The organism is Chryseobacterium hagamense (assembly GCF_007991455.1).
Taxonomy (GTDB): domain Bacteria; phylum Bacteroidota; class Bacteroidia; order Flavobacteriales; family Weeksellaceae; genus Chryseobacterium; species Chryseobacterium hagamense.
On the sequence record NZ_BJYJ01000001.1, the window covers coordinates 120332 to 141318 of the forward strand.

The following is a 20987-nucleotide window of genomic DNA, read 5'->3' on the forward strand; positions in this document are numbered from 1 at the left end:
AATTCCCGGAGGTTTTATTTTGAACTGCTGTAACTCAGATTACCTCTGAATTTCAAGTTTTGAATGGATTATCAGTCTCTGTTTTTTACGAGGATCCATCCCGAATATTTGACAGGGGTATTTTTTTTATCATTTTCATTCCATGTAATGGAGAACCAGTAGCTTCCCGTGGATATCTTTTTACCACCGGAAGTTCCGTCCCACTTGTATTTGTTCAGACGGTCGCCATGGTGGATTTCCGCACCGTACCGGTCGAATACACTGAACTGGAGGTTCTTTTTGCCGGCAAGGGCAGAATAATCAATCCCGTCGTTTACACCGTCGCCGTTTGGCGTAATCACATTAATCAAATTAGGGACAACGATAGTGACACTGATAGGATCACAGTCGTAGGCATCTTTTACATAAATCATGGCATCACCTCTCGGAACATTTTTAAATTCATTGGAATCCTGCCATTTTACCCCGTCAAGGGAATATCTGTAAGGTGTCGTTCCTCCGTTAGCATGCACGGTAACCACATTGTTGATAATATCAATACCCGAAATAACAGGCTGTTCTGAAGCATACACTTTCACCGGCTGGGTAACCACGCAGTTTCCGGTTTTCAGTTTTACCCAATAAGTTCCTACGCCGACATTGCTGATAGCCTGTGTGCTGGCACCCGTGCTCCACTGATAGCCGGTGAATCCCGGACCCGCGTCGAGTGTCGTGGTATCTTCCATGCAGATGGTTTTTTCTTCCAGGACGTTTGAATAAACCGGCGAAATAACTTCCAGCGTTACTTTGGCAATATTAAAACATCCGGCAGAATTGGTTACCCTTACATAAATTACTCCGTTCGGTGCAATGTAGTTAGCCGGGTCGGGAATCATATTCGTCTGATTCTGTGCGTCTGTAAGGGAGGGGTAATAGGTTTTGATCAGGCCTGTTGCTGTTCCCGTTACTGTTGCCGAAGTAAGATTGAATAATCCTGTGGAAGGCTTGTTTTCAATAAAACAGGTTCTCAGTGAAGTGTCGTTGACGGTAACGGTAGGAGCTACCTGCAGATTGATGGTTGCATCGTTATTGTCGCATAAGACCTGTGCCGGATCCCTGATCACCACTGAAACGGTGGTGTTGCTATTGTACTGGAAATCGGCAGGATTCGTAATCGGGGCTCCGCCCGTGTAATAGGCGAAAGTATAGTTGTTGGGGTTCGCGGTAAGCTGGGAATTAAGTGCCGTTAGATTGATATGGGCCATTCCCGTAACATCCGGACAGATATTCTTGGTAATGGAAGCCTGCAACAGCGGGACTTTATCCACAAAAACTTTTACATTCTTAATCGAGTGTCTGGACCGGTTTCCACCCGTAGAAGCGGAAAAGCCGAAAAAGCCCACCGTCATCCCGGCAGCGGTTCCGGACGGAGCAAAGGACTGGTTACAGATCACATTTCCGTTGATGGTAATCCTCACGATCCAGTTGGCCGGAGCAGCCGGGTCCACCTGCGCGGTCACTTCCACATGTTTGTAAGCCGTTCCCTGAAAAGGCAGGGTAGTGTTCATATCCGGCGAATGGAAAGAACTTCCCGGAACGTTAAAGAATTCCACATTATTGGTATCGGTGGTATTGGTGACCTGTCCGTACGCTACATGGACTTTACTCATCACGGCAGTGGTGGTATTGTTATAGGTATCGAGTCCTACAATGAAACCCACTGCATTCTGCGATACACCGAGCCCGGATCCCAGGACGCTGGCTACCGGAGGATTGGCAAGATACCAGAAGGCAAGCCCGTCTCCGTTGGCGGCCTGGTTGGAATCCATTCTGAAGTCAAACTCCACTCTCCACTTATCACAGTATTTCAGGTTGATGGGATCATTCAGTCTGATGGAGCCGGACTGGTTGTTGGTATCGGGCGTCAGTTGCACGAAATCCGTATTAACTACTGTAGGGGCTACCATAGTCCAGCCGGTCGTATTCACAGGGTTACCTGCCAGCTGATACGTTTGCGATAAGAGTCTTCCTGAACATGAGAGTAAAAAAATAAAGAATAAAAGATAGTTTTTTCTCATAGGATAAAATTTAGTTTTATTTAAAAAGGAGTATATTTCCTTTTATGATTATCTTGATTTAAAGTATTTACAGCAAATGATTGAGATATCTGAAAATATACCGCTTTGATTTTAGTGAAATGACAGCTGGTCTCATTTATTTATAAATTGAATTAAAGTGTAAATTTATGGAAATATTTATAAAATGATTTGTTTTATTTCTCAATGTTTTCTTAAATACGGTATATCTGTATAATATTGTTAAATTATTCCCCTTTAAGTTATGTTGTGATATTGAAAATAACTGAAAAAGTTATTGTATATCCGGTAACAATATATAAATCATGAAATGCTTCTTTACTTCGGATGTAAAATATTAATTTGGTTTTTAACAATTTATTTGAATTTCTGCAACCGCTCATTTCTACAAATGAAAAAATAAAAGCAGCTTTATTTACATAATGCTGCTTACCCTAAGATTAATTTAAGTATAACTTAATGATGTACTTTAAAATGAAAATCCTTTTGGAATTATTATTAAATTTTAAAAATGAGACCACTCCCCAATCAGAGTGATCCCGATATAAAATATTCCCTTATATTTTACGTGAAAAACATCTACCTTATTCCGGTGTTTTGTTTTGAGTAAAATTATATATTTAGAATATATTATTTAACATTATTGTAATATTAAGCAAATAAAACTTTAAAATAGATATTGAAAAGAATAATATTCTGTACATTTGTGTAATTGATCACCTATAAAAGAATAATATTCTATGGAACACCTTGACAGTAAGGATATGCAGCTGCTAAGACTGCTTCAGAATGATGCAAAATTAACGGTAAAAGAACTGGCAAAAGAAGTTAATCTTTCTCCGTCACCGGTTTTTGAAAGGGTAAAGAGACTTGAACAGGAAGGGTATATAAAAAAATATGCCGCCATTCTGGATGCCGAAAAGCTTAATCTCGGTTTTACCGTCTATTGCCAGCTGAAGTTAAAAAGCAACGACAGCTACCTCGCGGTGGAGTTCGAACGTGAAATTTTAGAAATTGAAGAAGTGGCCGAATGCTACAGCATCTCCGGGGATTTTGATTTTCTGCTGAAAGTCCACGTGCGCGATATGAAACAATATCAGAACTTTGTCTTCAACATCTTAGGTGCCGTACCCTCGATCGGAAGCACACACAGTACTTTCGTCATGGCTCAGGTGAAAAACACGCATGGATTGATGATTTGACCCCGTGATTCAGATATATTCCGCTTTTAAATAAAAAAATCCTGCAGCCTAATTATATCACTGCAGGATTTATTGTTTAATGTGAAATCAGATATATTTAGTTTTATATCAAATGGAAAATAGAAGGTCGCGTTTCTGAGTGAGGAATTAAACAAAGCCATCTTTGCTAAAGCGGCAAATATTCCCACTCGATAATCAACACCTCTGATGCAGTATTGACATAAGGAACTTCCGGCATCCAACTTCCTTCTTCCGGCCTGGCAATCTGATGTATTCTTCGGATTTATGTTAATTTATAAAGTCTTATCCTCTGTGCATGGGGCATCCAGGTGGCGGATTTACGGCCATATCCGCTGTTTCGGAAAGCGGCGTATGGATTACGGGCCTGTCAAAAAACTGTTCTTCGATAATCTTTCTCTGATCCTCCGGAATATCTTCCAGCTTGCGCAGGGTATTGGTCTGGATGTGCGGCCAGCTCGTCGTGCCGCCGTCATTTCCGAATTGGAATTCGAACAGGATAATCTGCTCATACTGAAGCTGCAGGATTTCTTTGCCGTCTTCCACCACGGTTTCGATCCATAGGGTAAAGCTTACTTCTACGGTCGGGACATAGCGGGTGACAAAAGGAACGTTCAGGATTCCTCCCTGGGCACCGGTTTTGTTTTTCGAGGAAAGCTGGATCTGGACATAGTTTTTAACCTGCTGTCCGCTTAGCGTATCTCTTAATCTCAAATCCGGACGCACGCAGTACGGATACAGGTCGTCGGCCATGATCCGCTGCGTATAAATTTTATTGGAACCCGGATCGTTTCCATCATTCAGGGTTTCATGCACCCAGGCCGGTGCCGGCTGGTCCAGATTGATAGGATGGGTCGCGCTTGCCCCGGCTCCGCCCATCGTAGGGGAGATGGCTAGGTGGTCAGGTTCCCACGCGGCATCACCATGCGGGAACTGCGGAGCCCCGCTGATGAGGTAACTGCCGCCGCTTGGAGCAATATCACCCAAAAGGGTAATCGTGCTTCCGTGAGGAATGACACCGCTTCTCGAAATGGAATAATCGGGAATAAAGTAAGGGCCTGAAATTCCGTCTCCCGGCTTTATATCCTGGGCCGGAATAATTTCGTAATACGCCTGTCCTTCTTTCAGCTCACTCAGCAGGATGTAGGAAGGGTTTCCATAGTCATCCTTTACCTGGACCAAAGGTTCGTCGCGGTATTCCCCTTTATAGCCGTACTTTTCATAGTCTTCGGTATTGAAGGCATGGATGCCCCGGTCTCTTTTGATGGTTTCTTTATTGGCTGCGTAATTGTACACATCGCTCAGCCATAAATACATCCCGTTTTCTTCGTGGATCGGAGTGTACTGTAAACCAGGCTGTCCTTCCGCCCGGGTAACACTCTTGATGCTCTGCTCATATTTCAGGGCGCCGCAAAAAAGTTCTGCCGCACCGCCGCGGTTCCGGACACCGCCGGGAACAAGGGCAAACGTCAGCTTTTCGATATATTCTTCGCTGTCGAAACTGAATTTTCCGGGGATGGTTCCAGGATTGGTTCCCGGTGAAGGCATAATCGTGGTGTGTACCCCGCTGGCCAGCGAAGGTCTTTCTACGTTTTTATTGTAATTGACATTGTAGCTCACCCAGGTACCGTCCAGTGCGGCAAGGATCCCATAATCCACATCATTGACGATATCCTGAAGTTGATTTTCCCTGAAAGGTCTTACCGGATCGTCAATCAGGAGCTTGGAGTATCCTGACATCAGGTTTTCGAGATAGCCTTTTGCAGGCGCTGCGGAAGTTTTCGCCATCAGGCTTTCCCGGCCCGCATGGTCTTTGTTTCTTTTTAGCATGGTCTTAGTTTTTTATTTAGTTGGTAGGGTATTCAAAGGTAGGTCCCGCATTGTATTGCGCGCTCAGGGGCTGGCTCATCAGTCCGATGGCCTGCTCTTTCAGGGCATACATATACATGACGGATTTTGCGAGTTCTTCCGGCTGGCCTTCAACAGCTGCCTGAATGGCATCCAGCAGTTTTTTGTAAGTGGCATTAAAAGCTTTTCCCTGCTCAAATAATGCTGGATTGGACTGGTAATCCGCTATTTTCGGATTCGGCATCATCGGATAGGCGGCACTCCAGTCTACAGGAAGCGGTTTCCCGACAGGCGGTGTCGTTACGGGCATCATTCCGTTTTCATCGGTAAACGGCCTGTAGTCGCCACCGGCATAGAAGTGTTCGTGGAAAACTTCTTTAAACCTGAAATAATGTGCCAGTTCCGCCCCTTCTTCAAACTGCGACGGATCTACGTCAAAAATAGAATCGTCTGCGCCTTCTCCCTGGCCTTTGATTTCCTGAAATACCAGAATAACGCCATCCAGAGCTTCAACGGGATGCAGCTTGCCGCCGCTGCCGTAATACTGTTCCGGACGGATCTGTCTGGCCGGATCCCCGGTAAAGATACCGCCGGTATTCAGCTCTTCGAAATTCTGAGGCAACTTTCCATACCGTTCGTAATAGGCGGCGATCTGGAAAACAACAATATAGAAAAACAAAGCATCATAATATTCACCGATGGTATGAACGTTCTTCATAATGAATTCTTTCATGTTTTCCAGGGTCCACAGGTTATTTTCCTGAGCCGTAATTTTCGACAGCAAGCCGGAGACTTCAGGTTCAGCGACGTACTTCGGTGCCTTTACCAGAGGGGTGCTCGGACTTTCGATTGCAATGAAGGTAGCAATGCTGTTGGATGAGAATGTTTCCAGACCAACAAAGAAATCTACATTCATGGGCAGTTTCATCGGATAGGTCGGGTAATTCTGAGGCCTGTTGACCGACGGCTGTATGCTCACGGCATTCATCACATTGCAAACCATAATCATGTGCAGCATTTCCTCTACGGCTACGCTTCTGATGATCTGGGAGGCCAGGATATTGGTGCCGTCCTTAATGGAATACAGAGCCGTTAAATAGGGCGGAATGGTGGAGTGCTCGATCAGGATGGCGGTCTGCAAAAGGTCCTGCAATACCGGGCGGTAATCCATTTTCAGCAGGCCTTTTTTCGTTTCTGAAGGCTGGAACGAAATTTCTGCAGATTGCAGTTCTCCCGTGATCTCATGATTAAACTGCGATTCCAGATACGTGTTAAATTCTTCAATCTGATGATTCAGCAGCAGATTCGTAAGGGTTTTGCTGTGGTATTTCAGTCCCTCCGTCCAGTCGTCTTTGCTGATGGCCGGACTGAATAATAAAGATTGCAGTGAAATAGCTTCTGCGGCGATTGTATGATGGGCGAAGGAACCTTTTGCAAAAGCATTGGCTTCCGGCTGTTCCTGATTTTCTGTTTTACGGATAAGTTTCTGTCTCATTTGTACTATTTTAAAATGGTTTCCAGGTCTTTTAAAACGGATTCTACCGATCGGATGGTGAAAGCCGCCAGCGTAAGGGTAGGATTGGAGGTTCCCAGGGTCGTCATGTTTCCGGCACCGACGATGTAGAGATTCGGGTGGTCCCAGGCCTTGCAGTAGCTGTCGGTTACGGAATCGGTTTTATCGTGTCCCATCCTGTGGGTACCGACGATATGTCCGGCTCCGTTGTAGGAATACCTTACATTGTTGTAAATGAAGGTATTGTTGTCTGTAGCTTTATACCTGGTAAAATCCTTAATGCCAAGTCTGGCAAACATCTGGTCGGAGGCCAGTTTCGCCTGTTCCATGGCACGCATCTCGTATTCGGTGAGTTCGTAGTTGACTACCGGCCTTGGAATTCCCAGTACATCCAGGTATTGGTCATTGATCGTAACCCTGTTGTTGGGATTCGGGAGCTGTTCAATCTCAAAATGAAACAAAACCTGCCTTGAAAGCCGGTAAGCCAGTGCTTCTTTCAGTTCTTCACCGAAAAGCCCTTCACTTAAAAATTCCGAAAGGTCGGATCCCGGGGAGAATGCGGGCCAGGCCCATCCCCAGTTGTCTAGCGGGGAGATCCATGCGGAAAATTCGCTCCTGAAGTTTCCGTCGCGGAAGGACGAAATGTTGGTCGTGGAACCCGGGCCCCTGTAGGAGTAAACAGGATCAGGGAAGAGTCCCCAGGTCAGCATCACCATGTGGTCCATCAGGTTTCTTCCGACCTGGTCGCTGCTGTTGGCTACGGTTTTTTCAACTTTCTGCCCGTCTTCGACCGCGGTATATTTTGAATTCAGAAGGATCTTGGGATTTTCAAAGGCATTTGCCGCCAGGATAACGATGGAATCGCTGGTGTCAATCACCTCTTCGGCAAAATCCGTCTTTTCCTGTGTGAAATATCTTCTCAAATGGACTTTTGAAATCCGGTCCTGATTTTCCTGATCAACACTCAGTTTATATACGACGCTCTGTGCCTGCACCTGGATGTGCGGGTTGCGCTGCAGGTTTTCGTTTTTATTAACTTTATATAAAGCTTTCTTCAGGGTTTTCAGGGCATTGTATTTTGCCTGGACCGGGCAGATCGGTACGCAGGAAGCGTTTCCTTCGCAGCGTTCGCCCTGATAGGGATTCCAGACAGCTCCAAGGGCTTTGTACCCTTCGTGGTCTATATCGGCCAATGACAGGATGTATCCTGATTCTGAGGAGGCGGCTTTAATCAGTTTTGATTTGCCATACGCTGGATTGGGCGTCGAATTCCTTCCCTGAGGGGACGGGACCAGGGTCAGCGGGATGTTTTCAAAATTCAGTTGGACGGAAGTTCCTGCGAGGCCTCTGATAATCTGCTGATCCATATAGCTCTGCGGTATTTCTTCCATCGGGAAGACATAATCTTTCCCGTAATAATCCTCCATGCTTTCTTTAATCGGGTATTCCTGTGCAGCCACATTTCCGGAAACGCCGATTTCAAACTCCGCCATTTCGTAATACGGCTTCAGGCTATCGTAATCAATCGGCCAGTCCATGGCCCTGCCGTATTTTTCTTTCAGCCTGAAATCGTTCGGGAGCATTCTCGGCGTGGTTCCCAGCCAGTGAAGGGTAGTGCCGCCGCCAACACGGATGGCATCGCTGGCAAATGGTATCGGACCAAACTGTACCAGGTATCCCTTTTTATCGGGAAACGGCGGGGTAATCGGCTGCATATCCAGAACATTCGGTGAGGGGGCCTGTCTGAGATCCGGGTAGGGAGAGTTCGGTACTTTGGCTTCTTCTTTGTAAAATTTACGGATGTACTCATTATAAGTGGTCATGGATGAGGCGGAATCCAGTTCCAGTCCTGCTTCCAATCCTGCTTCATACATCAGGATGGATAGTTCACGGTACGTATCCGGGTCGCCCGAATCGGACCGGTGGATCATCTTCCTGGTCTGCTTATCAAAAACGTGGTCTGTTAAGAGCTTGGCAATCAGGGATCCGGCAATTCCGGTTCCTACAATAATCACATCTTTTTTATTCTGTGGTGCTTCGGTTGGATTCATGAGTTGCTGTTTACGGGTTTTACACTCCAGGATTTAAAGCCGGGCTGTTTGGCTCCCGGAGGATGGGCATGCATCACGGTCCAAACGAGTCCTTCTTTGTAGGAAAGCCCGTTGATGTAGGCACCTTCCCAGGTCCCCATATACCAGAGGGTGATTATGCTCCGGGCAATGCCTTCCGTCGCGGGATCGGAAAAGACTTCAGCATTAACGGCATTTTTCAGCTGGTCCTGGCTGTAAGAATTTTCGAGAATATTTTTAGAAATATTCAGAAACCCAATGAAGGTGGCCGATTCGATGTGAGTAAGGATATGCCTGTAATAGGTTCCGGCCAAACCGGTAGCCTGCAGTTCGTTCATGGAGAACCCGGTAAGGGATTCGGAGATGGCCATGAACACGTCATAGTAATAATCGTCGACGTTGAGGACTTTGTCAATAATCATTCGTTGAGTTTTAATGGTTAGATTTAGTTTTTGAGAAATCCGCTTTAAATGTTTAAATCGATTTATTCCCGCTGTAAAAGTAAGTTTTTTTCATATGGGTTTGAATAGGTGGTATTTATTTGTAATCTTTCAAAATAAAGTGCAAAGTATTAAGATTAAATCAAAAATTCATATTTATGGATTCTGTATTTTAATAATGAAATAAAATTTTCCGGATGTTGTTAAATAAATGTATACCGAACATGAATTTTCAGTTAATAATGATTATCCCGGGATTGGAATATAAGTCTGACAATACCCATATAATGGTGCCAATAATAAAAAAACAGGCATCTGAATTCATTGATTAGGCTGGATGAGATCCTTTTGTCCGTAATAGATCAATCATCTGGATTTATGAAGACCGCGTTATAAGTCTGAAACCGGTTTAATGATAACCTCGGCGAAATAAAGGCAGGCTGTTTGCATTATCGTGCAAAGTGTTAAAATTTGCATTAAAATTTAATACAATATCTTTGTTTTAAATTAAACAACTACTGAAGAATATTTTATGGAGGATATAAGGATGATCGTTACGGATATGGATGGAACTTTTCTGAACTCACTGCATGAGGTAAGTCCGGAGTTTCCGAAAATCTATAATGAACTTAAAAAAAGAGACATCTTATTCGTTCCTGCAAGCGGAAGGCAGATGATGGGGATTACCAAATACTTTGGTGAAACGGAAAGCGAAATGGCCTTTATTGCAGAAAACGGAGGTTATGTAATTTATAAAAATGAAGAGCTTTTTGCCGATAAGCTGGATCCTAAATATATTGCCGAGATTATTACGAAGATCCGGGCAATTCCCGGGGCTACTGCTGTTTTATCAGGGAAGAAGAAAGCATATTTTGATACCGACAACCAGGATTTCATCGATTATATCTCACAGTTTTACGCAGACAGCGAAAGAAGGGAAGACCTGACAGGGGAAATTCACGACAGCATTTTTAAAATTGCCGTTTACCATTCCGGCGGTTCGGAACTGAATGTATATCCGGAGCTTGAAGAATTTGAAAAATACGATCTGGACATTGTGGTCTCCGGACAATACTGGCTCGATATCATGAATAAAAATATCAATAAAGGAGCTGCCCTGGAAAAGCTTCAGAAAGCTCTGAATATCACCCCTCAACAAACAATGGCTTTCGGGGATTATATGAATGATATCCAGATGCTGGAAAACTCCAAATATTCCTATGCCATGAAAAATGCGCATCCTTCCGTAAAAAAAGCAGCCAGCTTTGAAGCCTGCTCCAACGATAATTTCGGCGTCCTGAAAATCATTAAGGATTATCTGAACATCAATTAATCAGATAATTCATGGATATTTGCCACCTTCAGCTTAAGCCTGAAGGTTTTTTTATCTGCTTCCTTTACTTCCTAAACTTCCATTAATAAAAATTTGTCATAAGCATAGCCTCTGTCTATTCCTTTACACAGCACAATTTTTTTTTCAGAATAGAAATTGTTTCTTTAAAAGATTTGGACGGATAGAATATCTCCGTTAAATTTATGGGTCTAAAACTTTAACCATGAATCATTTATTTAAGTACATCTTACTTTTAACAATTCCTTTTCTTTCAGTGGGATGTTCATCGGATGATGAGGCTTCAGAAAACAGCATTCCGCCTGTAATGACGCTTTTTTATCAGAATGCCGATGCACTCGCGAAAACCTATGATCCTTCCGGAAAGGTAAGCCCGTCCCTTCGGAGCGAGATCTATGACCTTTATAAACAGGGCAGCTGGAGCAGCCTGGAAGCTTTGTTTAAAAACAGCAATCTGAACGGCGGCTGGCCTCCTGCCAACGGCGGATACAATATCGTCGATAACGTTTCGTTCGAAGCCGGACAGAAATACGACCGCTACAGCGGTGCGGTCGGCAATTACAGCGGTACGGGCACTCCGACGCTGGGCGGAAGCTTTACCAGCCCGGTAATTGACGGATATCATTATACCTTCAGCCAGCGGGCGCTGAATATGCCGGAAAAATCCTATGACTTTTATTACGAAATTGATGTTCTGAACAACCTGCTTTCCTTCCAGGGGCAGCTTGCCGACGTCATCCCGTGGTTTGGCCAGGTAGGCGGCGGAACACAGATGATGTGGGAAATCCCGGTTGATCCCATGACCGGCTATCAGAAAACATGGAATAAGCTGGCACAGGAAGGGTACATCAGAGTAACCATCGTAAAAAGCCCCAGCGGGAAATACAACAACCTGGCCGGAACGGTTATCCAGAAATAAGACATGAGTTTATATCCCATCTCAGAAAAAATAGCCGTCGGTAAAAAAGTGGCAACGGAAAAAGAAATCTTCGTCAATGAGGAGATCGGCCGGTCGGCTGAAATCCGGTTTACCTGTTGCCAATGCGGAAACGGAAACACCCTCCGACTAACGCCGTATGAATCAGGTTTTCCGGTTCTGCATCTTTATGAACATGAAAAAGTGCTCTCCGGAAATGACCTTCTGAAAAACGGAATGGCCGGAAAAACTTCACCGGACCGGCTTTATCTGGGAAAAATTACGGTGGACAATCTGCCAACTTTATATTTTGGAACTGATTGTATGAAGTGTGCTTCAAAATACATCGGGATCTTCGGCTATGGCGAAAAGCAGCCCGGACTCGAAATGCTGGAAATTTCAGGAATCTGGAATTATACGTCAGCTGTGTAAATCAGTTATAAATTTAACGCAGGCCAAATATAGTTGATGGTTATGCTTATTCTACAGATAAAAATCTGGTGAATCGGTGTGATTTATTTATGCATAAACTTAGGGTTCAGAACTGATTGGATTAATTCTGCGAATAAGTTACGGATTGCCGTAAAAAATTGCCTTTGGAAATTGCTAATATTGTAAAACAATACCCTATACTATGGAAATCATATTAATCATTATTTTGTTCCTGCTGATGCTCTGTGCCTTCATCATGTTGGGAAAAACCAAAAAAGAATCAGCAGCGAAAGATCATCGTATCACCGCTCTAATCCAGGAGATCAGCCAGCTGAAAAACGAAATCTCCAATCATCTTTCCGACAAGAGGTCGCTGAATGATAAGATTCAGCGATTGCGGGCGGAATTCTCCAATCTGCAGATCGATAAAAGGACAACGGATGAAAGAAATATTCAGCTTAAGAATCATAATGATGCGCTGATCAAATACCAGGACATTATCAACGTTCAGGTTGAATGCGAATATCTTCTGAAAAAAGCAGAGAAGGACAGTCTGAAATTAAAAGAAAAGGCGCAGCTGGAACTGGAAAATGCACAGTTTCAGGCCAGAGAGTCGAGAAGGGTTGCCAAAGAGCTGGAAGAAAAAAGGACCCGGGAAGTTGAGCTGCTGTATGAAAATGCCGTAAGGGAATCCAAACGGATTATTGATGCTGCGGAAGACAAAGCGCTTTCAATCGGCGGAGATGCCTACCGCAGTTTGCGGGAAGCCGATGAGATCACAAACCGGATCAAAGCAATGAAAAATGTGATTGAAGGCTATGGTAATGAATATATTATCCCTTCTTATACCCTGCTCGATGAGCTTGCAGAGGAATTCAGCCATAAGGAAGCCGGTGAAAACCTGAAAAAACTCCGCCAGAACAACCGGTTGATGATTACAAGCCGGCAGGCCGGAATCTGTGAATATATGGACGAATACCGAAGAAATATTGCTGTCGATTTCGTAATTGATGCCTATAACGGAAAAGTGGAGACAATTCTGAGCTCCGTGAAAAAAGACAATTATGGAATTCTGAAGCAGAAAATGGATGACGTCTTTCAATTGGTTAATTTTAACGGGGAAGCTTTCAGGAAAGCCAGAATAGCACCGGTGTATCATGAAGCGCGTCTTGAGGAACTGAAGTGGGCTGTTATTGCACAGGAACTCAAAGGGCAGGAAATGGAGGAACAACGGCAGATCCGTGAGCAGATGCGCGAAGAAGAAAAAGCCCGTAAAGAATATGAAAAGACGATTAAAGATGCAGAAAAAGAAGAACTGACGCTGAAAAGGCTGATTGAAAAGGCCGAGTCCCAGGTGGCAAAAGCCAATGAAGAGCAACGTCTGATTTTCCAGCAGCAGCTGGAGCAGCTGCAGGGGAGGCTTATTGTGGCAGAAGAAAAGAATCAGCGGGCCATTTCCATGGCACAGCAGACCAAATCCGGAAATGTATATGTGATTTCAAATATAGGCTCTTTCGGTGAAAATGTTTATAAGATAGGAATGACCAGACGGCTTGAACCCATGGACCGGGTCCGGGAATTGGGTGATGCAAGCGTACCTTTTGAATTTGATGTACATGCCATGATCTATTCGGAAGATGCTCCCGCGCTGGAAAGGCAACTTCACAGAAAATTCCTGAAAAACCAGTTGAATAAAATCAATCCGCGGAAAGAGTTTTTCAGATTAGGGATTCATGAGATCAGAAACCATCTCGATCACCTGGGAATCCCTTGTAAGTGGACCATGGCCGCAGAAGCCAGGCAGTACCGGGAAACACTGAAGCTTGAAGAAGAAATGAAAACCGATAAGCAGCTGGAACAGGAATGGGAGCAGTTCCAGGAAATTGCAGATCCTGTGAGCACGGAAGAAATCCTGATGGAAGAATAAAGCTGTCAAACATAAAAAACCACAACTTCTAAAGCTGTGGTTTTTGTTGAAAAATATATTATTATTAAGATTCGGTGCCTACTAAGCCGTAAGTCATAGAAGCAGGCTCTTTCCCGAACAGACATGAAAAAATATTCTGAAACTCATGAATGTACTTGCATCTTATTGAATTTCCGTAAATTTTTAATCCTTCTACGATTTTCTTTGAATTCAGATCGATGTCATACTTAATAAAAGTTTCCGGTCTTTCATAACGGATCCGCTGTTCGGAACTGTATGTCCTTAGAAAACCGAATTTTTCAAGCCATTCTTCAGTAATCTGGATCGGCTTGATTGATTCTGCCGGTACAGAAAAGCTGTGGATGTCATTTTCAATCTTTACAAAATAATTTTTTCCCTCATTATCCTGGAATATCTCAGTAATATTAAAAATCTGATTTTTGTATTCCACTAAATTTTTGATTTTTAGATCTGCAACGTTCATACTATTTTGTGTGTGTTAAGTTATTTTTTATTTACGATATATCGTACTTATCAAGGTTGCAAATACCATGCCTTATGTTTGGAATAATAAACCGGATCCATTTTTATTCTTCGCCAGAAAAGGTCCTGAAGCCCTTTTAAATAAAGAAAAGTTGCATATTTTTAAATAGACAGACCAAATATATGAAAGTTGAATATGTGGTACTTGTGTGGTACTTAATGTATTGTAAATAATGTTGGTTAATCAATTTCAGGTGATTTAATCAAAATCACAGATCCGGAAATATGATAAGTCATGCTGTTATAATTCCTGTAAAAATATTCCGGAAATTTATATGAAGGAGATATCCCCTGTTGCGTCACAAAAAAATTAAGCAAAATAATTAGATAACCCACTTTCTAAGGCGGTCAAAAAATTGTTTATTTATATGGGCATCCTGATGTAACTTGTCATACATGCTCTGTATTATCCTGAATCGGATCGGCTTGCTTTTTGTAAACTCCCTTGGAATATTCTGAATTAAATCTCTTCTTCAGATACTATTGCGCTCCTGATATAATTTTTGAATCAGCCTGAATCAGTAGACCGGCCGGCTTTTCAATGTATCATCCGGCATAATCAGCTTTACCGTCAAAATAATTTAAGAGCCGGAACAGGAGGTGCAAAAGAAATTCTTGTTTTATGTATATTTAATAAAAAAAACATTAATAAATGATAGAAAACTTTCCCTTTTACCTGTCGCTGATTATTGTAATCATATTGCTGATCATGATTGCCAATAAAATCAGGGTAGCCTATCCTGTTCTGCTGGTTGTTGCGGGGCTGCTGATCAGTTTTATTCCGGATATTCCGCGGATCCATATCGATCCCGAACTTATTTTCATTATTTTTCTTCCGCCGTTGTTGTATGAAGCGGCGTGGAAAATTTCGTGGAAGGAGATGTGGCGGTGGCGGCGTATTATCGGAAGCTTCGCATTCGTTGTGGTGCTGCTTACGGCAACCATTGTGGCTTTTGTGGCCAATCATTTTATTCCGGGGTTTTCACTGGCACTCGGTTTTCTGCTAGGAGGGATCGTCTCCCCGCCGGACGCCGTAAGCGCCGGAGCCATTCTGAAATTTGTGAAGGTCCCGAAAAGAATGTCATCGATCCTTGAAGGGGAAAGCCTGCTGAATGATGCTTCTTCACTGATTATTCTGCGGTTTGCCATGATTGCGGTGGCTACGGGCCAGTTTATCTGGCAGGATGCAGTCCTGAGCTTTTCCTGGATGCTGATCGGAGGGATCGGGACCGGCCTGCTGATCGGATGGCTTTTTATGAAAGGCCAGAAAATCCTTCCTACGGATGCCAATATGGATACCGTCCTGACCATTGTTTCGCCTTATCTCATGTATATTGCCGCTGAGGAAATTCACAGTTCCGGCGTTCTTGCCGTGGTGAGCGGAGGCCTCCTGCTGTCCAATCACCGGCATAATTTTTTAAGCACTTCGTCCAGGCTTCGCGGGATCAGTGTCTGGGACAGCCTGGCCTTTATATTAAACGGATTGGTATTTATTCTCATCGGGCTCGACCTGCCTGAAATTACTTCCGGTCTGCAGGGGGTAAGTGTCTATACTGCGATTGGTTATGGCCTGCTGATTACCCTGGTGCTGGTGGTGGTCCGGATCCTGGCTGCCTACGGCGCTGTTGTCATTACACTGATTGCGCGGAATTTTATCACGGTAGCCGACTCCCGGCATCCTGGATTTAAAGTTCCTGCTATTCTGGGCTGGACCGGGATGCGCGGTGTTGTTTCTCTTGCAGCTGCATTGTCCATTCCTGTAAAGCTGTCCCATAACGGCCCGGATTTCCCACACCGGAACCTGATCCTGTTTATTACCTTTGTTGTTATTCTTACCACGCTCCTGGCACAGGGGCTTACCCTTCCGCTTATCATCAGAAAAGTAAACATGCCGGCCTATAAGGATCATCTTCCCGATGACGAGGCAGAAGATCTGATCCGCCGTGAAATGGCAAAACTGACTGTTGATCATCTGGATCTGAACTACCGCGGATTGCTGGAAAAAAGCCCTTTTCTCCAGCAGATCAATGAAAAATGGCGGGGAAAACTGGAAGAAGAACAGGATCTGAAACTTTCTTCCGAAATCAAACAGGCTTATCTGGATGTGCTGGACAGGCAACGGACATGGCTGATTGAGCAGAATCATGACCGTAATCAGCATTTCGACGAAGACCTGATCAGAAAACACCTGATGAAGATCGATCTGGAAGAAGAAAGGATTTTACTGGTTAATTAGTAAAGCCATTACTTTTTCCAGGTATTCGTTTTCCTTCACCACCTTGTTATAAGATTGCCTTGCGTATACCGGTGAAAGCTCATAATTTTCCGGTTTGGAATCAGGGTCTTCGTTTTCGATATAATTCAGGTGACGCGTGTATTCTTTAATTAGCTTATTGATCATCTTTCTCTTGATCCTGCATAAAGTATTGTTTTTTATTTTCTGAAGCGAATTCAGAATGAAAGATTTGTCCCCGTGGAAGTTTACTACATTTTTCACAAACGAAAGGTTGTGGCTATCCTGTAATACAGAATGTTCATCTTCAAAAATCATGATGGTAAATGGTTTTAATGAATTTGGAATAAAATCAAGACACTGGTGCTGAAAACTCAAAAGCCATTGACGGGAATCGGCAGGGATCTTTTCAGAAACCTGATCAGGTAATCCTTCGGGGAAATAAAGTGCACTGACATATCATTTATTTTAAGCGGTTGGTGTGACGAAAGTAAATTTTCCAGTTCAAATATCTCACCAAAAAATCTAATTTTGATTAAATGTATTGAAAATTTGTAATAAAACAACCGGATCATGTAATATTTTATCTTTAAAACAGAATATTATTAAATATTTTGTGGTATCCGGAAGTTATGTTTTAATAATCGGCATTTAGTAGCATGGTGAAGTCAAGAAAAAAGCCTCCTGGATGGAGGCTGAAAGATTGACTGTATATGCTGAAAGTCTCATTTGGTTATTTATGATTCTGAAGCCACTGGAGACGGCGTTCATCAGGCAGATGTTTTACCTTGAAATTTTCAAAAACCGCATTAAATCCGTTACCGTCAGGACAGGCAGCCATCAAACCTACCATGACCGGACTGTTGTCCTGGAGGTGGGCATTCCGCATCATAATGTAGTTTTTATCATCGAAAGAGTAGAATACCTCTACCGCATCAAGCCTTCTTACCGCCTTGACCCAGACTTCGGACGGGATTTTATCCAGGGCAATAACGCTCCAGTCGCTGGTTTTATGCGTCACCACTGTACTGAGGTTGTATTTTCCGTCTACGAATTCTATTCCCGCCTTGATGTAATTTTCCTTATCGATCCTCAGCATCAGGCCCATCTGGTCGAACCTGGCTTTATAGCTTCCTTTAATTTTGACTTTAGCTTCAAATTCCCCGCCGTAGGTCGTATAAAGAAAAGGAGCATCATCCACCGTGAATCCGTAATGTGAGATCCTCCAGTAATCGCTCTGCGGCGTAACAAACATTGATAAACGGTTATCTTTAATTTCCCATTTTTCCGGCTCATTGAACCAGATCATCTTTTCCAGGGTCTGGGAAAGGCTTTTATTAATCATAAACAAGGTGCAAAAGCTTAAAAATATTTTCTTCATTTTCTTCAACGGTCTTTAATCGCCCAAATAATTATTATTTTAGCAAAGGTAAAATGAAAGATGGTCTTCATCAATACTTATAAATAACCATTTTATGGAAATCGTTGATACGCTGAACAAAGAACTCCTGGTCCGGAACCGCGAAAAAAATAAAGGCTGCAGCCTGGATGCTGAGCTGTATAAAAATACAGCATTGTCTTATTGCAAAATAGAGAATGCGATTGCCGTGCTCAGCGATATGCAGGAAGATAAAAGCTATGTGTATTTTTCCGGAACGGCAGCAGAACTGGGTATTGACTCATCTGAAAATCCGAAAATAATCGATTCGATCTGGGAAGAAGACATTCTTAAAAGAATCCATCCGGATGATAAGCTTAAAAAATACATTCATGAACTGCGGTTTTTCAGAATGCTCGAAACCATCGATTTTAAAGAAAGATCTGATTTCAGTGTATTGTCAAAATTAAGAATGAGGGATAGGAACGGCCATTATCGTTTGGTCAGGCACCGGATGTTCTATTTTTACTCTCCTTACCATCTCAAATTGCGGTTTGCCCTCTGTCTGTACAATATAGCTGTAAACCAGTCGCTGCACCTTTCTCCGGAATTCATGATTATCAATACGGCGAAAGGAGAGGTCGTGTCCGAAGACCGGTTAACCTATAAAAACGTACTTTCTGCCAGGGAGATGGAAATCCTGAAGTACATCGGTGACGGATTCACCAGCAAGGAAATTGCGGGCATCCTTTCCATCAGCATCAATACCGTAAGCCGTCACCGCCAGAATATTCTGGAAAAATTAAAGGTGAAAAATTCAGTAAAAGCCTTTAATAAAGGCTTTTGGAAGTGAATTATTGTCTCATTTTTATTAATTAATCGTTTAATTATTAACGTTTTATCAGGCTTTTATAAATTGGATTTTTATTGTTAATTTTTCTTGTCAGTTATGAATATGAGTAGTGTTTATGATTTTTTAATAAAAATATTCTATGCATATTAAATTTTATTAGAAAGATCGTTGAATTTACTTTGAAAATATTTTTATATTTGTTAGTACAAACAGCTAACAAAATATAAAATAAGGATGAAAATCGACTTTACAACAGCCACTTTCAAAGATTTTGAGAATATTGAGGGGTTTGATATGATGCAGCGGGCAGATATCTATTATGACTTCCTGGAATATATGAAGACCAACGGACACCGTTACCGGTTGCAGAACAATACCGGCTGCAGCTCCATCATGAATATCGGAGAGAACAATGTAACAAAGGATATCATAAGTTTTGTAACCAGCGATTATCTGGGAATGACACAGCACCCAAAAGTAAAGGAAGCGGCAATGCGGGGAATCGAAGAATTCGGTACGGGATCTGCCGCCACCCCTCTCATTGGAGGATATTATTCCTATCACAATGAGCTGGAAACCAAGATCGCAGGCTTTTTCGGGCGCAGGCAGGAGGAAGCGGTAACTTTTACAACAGGATATACAGCCAACAGTGCTACCCTGCAGATCCTGCTGCAGAAAGAAGATATCGCTATTATTGATATGGCGGTACATGCCAGTGTTTATGAAGGGTGTATTCTGACAAACCGGAAAACATTCCCGCATAATAACCTCGATGCACTGGAACACATTTTGAAAACTTCTGAACAGCAGTTTCGGACCAAGCTTGTTGTGATAGACGGCGTGTATTCTCAGGATGGAGATACCGCACCAATCGAAGAGATTTATAAATTAGTAAAAAAATACAATGCCTATCTGATGATCGATGATGTACATGGGGTCGGGATCCTTGGGCAGACAGGCAGAGGGACCATTGAAGAAGCCGGACTGCTGGATAAAATCGATATCATTACCGGGACATTCAGTAAAACCTTCGGAAATATCGGCGGGTACGTGATTGCGGATAAAAAACTGACGAATTTTATCCGGTTCCAGTCCAGGCAGCAGATTTTTTCTGCCACCACGCCTCCGGGAACGGCTGCGGGAATCGTTAAAGCAATTGATCTCATTGATGAAGAACCCCATCTGAGAACAAAATTATGGGAAAATATCCATTATTTCAAAAATGGGCTGGATGCTCTGGGATTGGAAACGGGAACCACCCGTTCCGCAGTAATCCCGGTAAAGATCGGGGAGCCCCGCACCACTATGGATGTAGGAAAGATGCTGCTGGACCGCGGTGTATATACCAACCCCATCATGTACCCCGCCGTAGCGCGTAAGGATGCGAGAATCCGGATGAGTATGACGGCAACACATGAGAAAGAACATCTCGACAAAACGCTCAATGCATTTGAAGATATCAATAAAAAATTGCATATTGCAAAAAAATAATAATAACATGCCTAGAAAAGTGGTACAGGGCCCGATCAGGGATAAAGAAAAGACCAAACAGAAACTGCTGGCCGCAGTCGGAAAAATTTTAAGAACCAAAGGCTATTCAGGCCTGAAGGTAAGCAAAATCGCTGCAGTAGCGGGGTTTGACAAAAAGCTTATTTACGAGTATTTCGGAAGCACTGAAAAGCTGATTGACGAGTACATCCGTTCCCAGGATTACTGGAGCCGGATGAATCAGGATAATATCCAGGTCGATATTTCGGACGGAGGGAAAGAACTGTCGAAAGTCGCCATCCTCAATCAGTTTGAACATATCAAGAAAAACAAGGAGCTTCAGAAGATTATCCTCTGGGGACTTTCAGAGAACAAGCCGATTCTGAAAAAGGTAGCGGATGACCGTGAAGAATCAGGAGAAATGCTCTTCAAAAATGTAGTGGATCCTCACTTCGGCGATCAGGCAGTAAGGTATCGTGCCATTGCGGCACTTCTGGTTTCAGGAGCCTACTATCTGAACCTTTACACCGCCTACAATGCCAATGTGTTCTGCGGAATCGACCTGAAATCGGAAGAAGGAAGAAAGGAAATCGAAAAAGCTATTGTTGAGATCATCGATTTCGCTTACGAATCAAAATAAAATAATGATGAGAGAAAATTTTCCAATTGGACCAGATTAAGATTTATTATAATTTGAAGAT

17 protein-coding genes are annotated in these 20987 nt (G+C 43.1%); 9 read left to right on the forward strand and 8 right to left on the reverse strand.

The features are described from left to right. Positions 1-71 precede the first annotated feature (71 nt). A complete protein-coding gene (locus CHA01nite_RS00460; protein WP_146939256.1) occupies positions 72-2057 on the reverse strand; it encodes an FIDD domain-containing protein in 1986 nt (661 codons plus the stop codon). 758 nt (positions 2058-2815) lie between these two features. On the opposite strand from CHA01nite_RS00460, the gene CHA01nite_RS00465 reads away from it, so the two are divergent. Further along, on the forward strand, positions 2816-3277 hold the full coding sequence (locus CHA01nite_RS00465) for an Lrp/AsnC family transcriptional regulator (protein ID WP_146939257.1): 462 nt from the start codon (positions 2816-2818) through the stop codon (positions 3275-3277). Between the two features lie 303 nt (positions 3278-3580). On the opposite strand, the gene CHA01nite_RS00470 is transcribed toward CHA01nite_RS00465, so the two are convergent. From CHA01nite_RS00470 to CHA01nite_RS00485, 4 genes are read right to left on the reverse strand one after another with little or no spacing between them, the layout of a single operon-like run. Beyond that, positions 3581-5125: a peroxidase, FMP-type gene (locus CHA01nite_RS00470; RefSeq protein ID WP_228458301.1), complete on the reverse strand. Its 1545-nt coding sequence runs from the start codon at positions 5123-5125 to the stop codon at positions 3581-3583. Between the two features lie 16 nt (positions 5126-5141). Further along, entirely contained in the window at positions 5142-6638 is a 1497-nt protein-coding gene (locus tag CHA01nite_RS00475; protein WP_146939258.1) for a ferritin-like domain-containing protein, read from the reverse strand. Between the two features lie 5 nt (positions 6639-6643). Then, entirely contained in the window at positions 6644-8707 is a 2064-nt protein-coding gene (locus CHA01nite_RS00480) for a GMC oxidoreductase (protein ID WP_146939259.1), read from the reverse strand. Then, positions 8704-9147 (reverse strand): sugar dehydrogenase complex small subunit, encoded by a 444-nt coding sequence (locus CHA01nite_RS00485; protein WP_146939260.1) that lies wholly within the window; start codon positions 9145-9147, stop codon positions 8704-8706. The genes CHA01nite_RS00480 and CHA01nite_RS00485 overlap by 4 nt, the downstream gene beginning before the upstream one ends. A gap of 550 nt (positions 9148-9697) precedes the next feature. Between CHA01nite_RS00485 and CHA01nite_RS00490 the strand changes: the two genes are divergently transcribed. From CHA01nite_RS00490 to CHA01nite_RS00505, 4 genes are all read left to right on the forward strand, one after another. Then, positions 9698-10498, forward strand: coding sequence for an HAD family hydrolase (locus tag CHA01nite_RS00490; protein WP_146939261.1), 801 nt, complete (start codon positions 9698-9700; stop codon positions 10496-10498). Between the two features lie 223 nt (positions 10499-10721). Beyond that, positions 10722-11435 (forward strand): glycohydrolase toxin TNT-related protein, encoded by a 714-nt coding sequence (locus CHA01nite_RS00495; RefSeq protein WP_146939262.1) that lies wholly within the window; start codon positions 10722-10724, stop codon positions 11433-11435. A 3-nt stretch (positions 11436-11438) separates the two neighbouring features. Next, the gene (locus CHA01nite_RS00500) at positions 11439-11864 is read left to right on the forward strand and encodes a hypothetical protein (protein ID WP_146939263.1); all 426 of its coding nucleotides are present in this window, start codon (positions 11439-11441) and stop codon (positions 11862-11864) included. A gap of 202 nt (positions 11865-12066) precedes the next feature. Beyond that, complete coding sequence (locus CHA01nite_RS00505) at positions 12067-13791, forward strand: SNIPE associated domain-containing protein (protein WP_228458302.1); 1725 nt, start codon at positions 12067-12069, stop codon at positions 13789-13791. A gap of 64 nt (positions 13792-13855) precedes the next feature. Here the strand turns inward: CHA01nite_RS00505 and CHA01nite_RS00510 are convergent, their stop codons facing one another. Next, on the reverse strand, positions 13856-14275 hold the full coding sequence (locus CHA01nite_RS00510) for a hypothetical protein (protein ID WP_146939264.1): 420 nt from the start codon (positions 14273-14275) through the stop codon (positions 13856-13858). A gap of 711 nt (positions 14276-14986) precedes the next feature. Here CHA01nite_RS00510 and CHA01nite_RS00515 point away from each other — a divergent pair. After that, positions 14987-16570, forward strand: coding sequence for a Na+/H+ antiporter (locus tag CHA01nite_RS00515; RefSeq protein WP_146939265.1), 1584 nt, complete (start codon positions 14987-14989; stop codon positions 16568-16570). Here CHA01nite_RS00515 and CHA01nite_RS00520 read toward each other — a convergent pair. Next, positions 16556-16885, reverse strand: coding sequence for a hypothetical protein (locus CHA01nite_RS00520; protein ID WP_146939266.1), 330 nt, complete (start codon positions 16883-16885; stop codon positions 16556-16558). The two genes, CHA01nite_RS00515 and CHA01nite_RS00520, sit on opposite strands and share 15 nt — an antisense overlap. 415 nt (positions 16886-17300) lie before the next feature. Beyond that, positions 17301-17948 (reverse strand): DUF1349 domain-containing protein, encoded by a 648-nt coding sequence (locus tag CHA01nite_RS00525; RefSeq protein ID WP_146939267.1) that lies wholly within the window; start codon positions 17946-17948, stop codon positions 17301-17303. Positions 17949-18042: 94 nt separating this feature from the next. Here CHA01nite_RS00525 and CHA01nite_RS00530 point away from each other — a divergent pair, with 94 nt between their 5' ends. From CHA01nite_RS00530 to CHA01nite_RS00540, 3 genes are all read left to right on the forward strand, one after another. Further along, positions 18043-18798, forward strand: a complete 756-nt coding sequence (locus CHA01nite_RS00530) for a helix-turn-helix transcriptional regulator (RefSeq protein WP_146939268.1) — start codon at positions 18043-18045, stop codon at positions 18796-18798. 234 nt (positions 18799-19032) lie between these two features. Then, the gene (locus CHA01nite_RS00535) at positions 19033-20289 is read left to right on the forward strand and encodes an aminotransferase class I/II-fold pyridoxal phosphate-dependent enzyme (RefSeq protein WP_146939269.1); all 1257 of its coding nucleotides are present in this window, start codon (positions 19033-19035) and stop codon (positions 20287-20289) included. 7 nt (positions 20290-20296) lie between these two features. Continuing rightward, positions 20297-20926 (forward strand): TetR/AcrR family transcriptional regulator, encoded by a 630-nt coding sequence (locus CHA01nite_RS00540; protein WP_146939270.1) that lies wholly within the window; start codon positions 20297-20299, stop codon positions 20924-20926. The last annotated feature ends 61 nt before the right edge of the window (positions 20927-20987 follow it).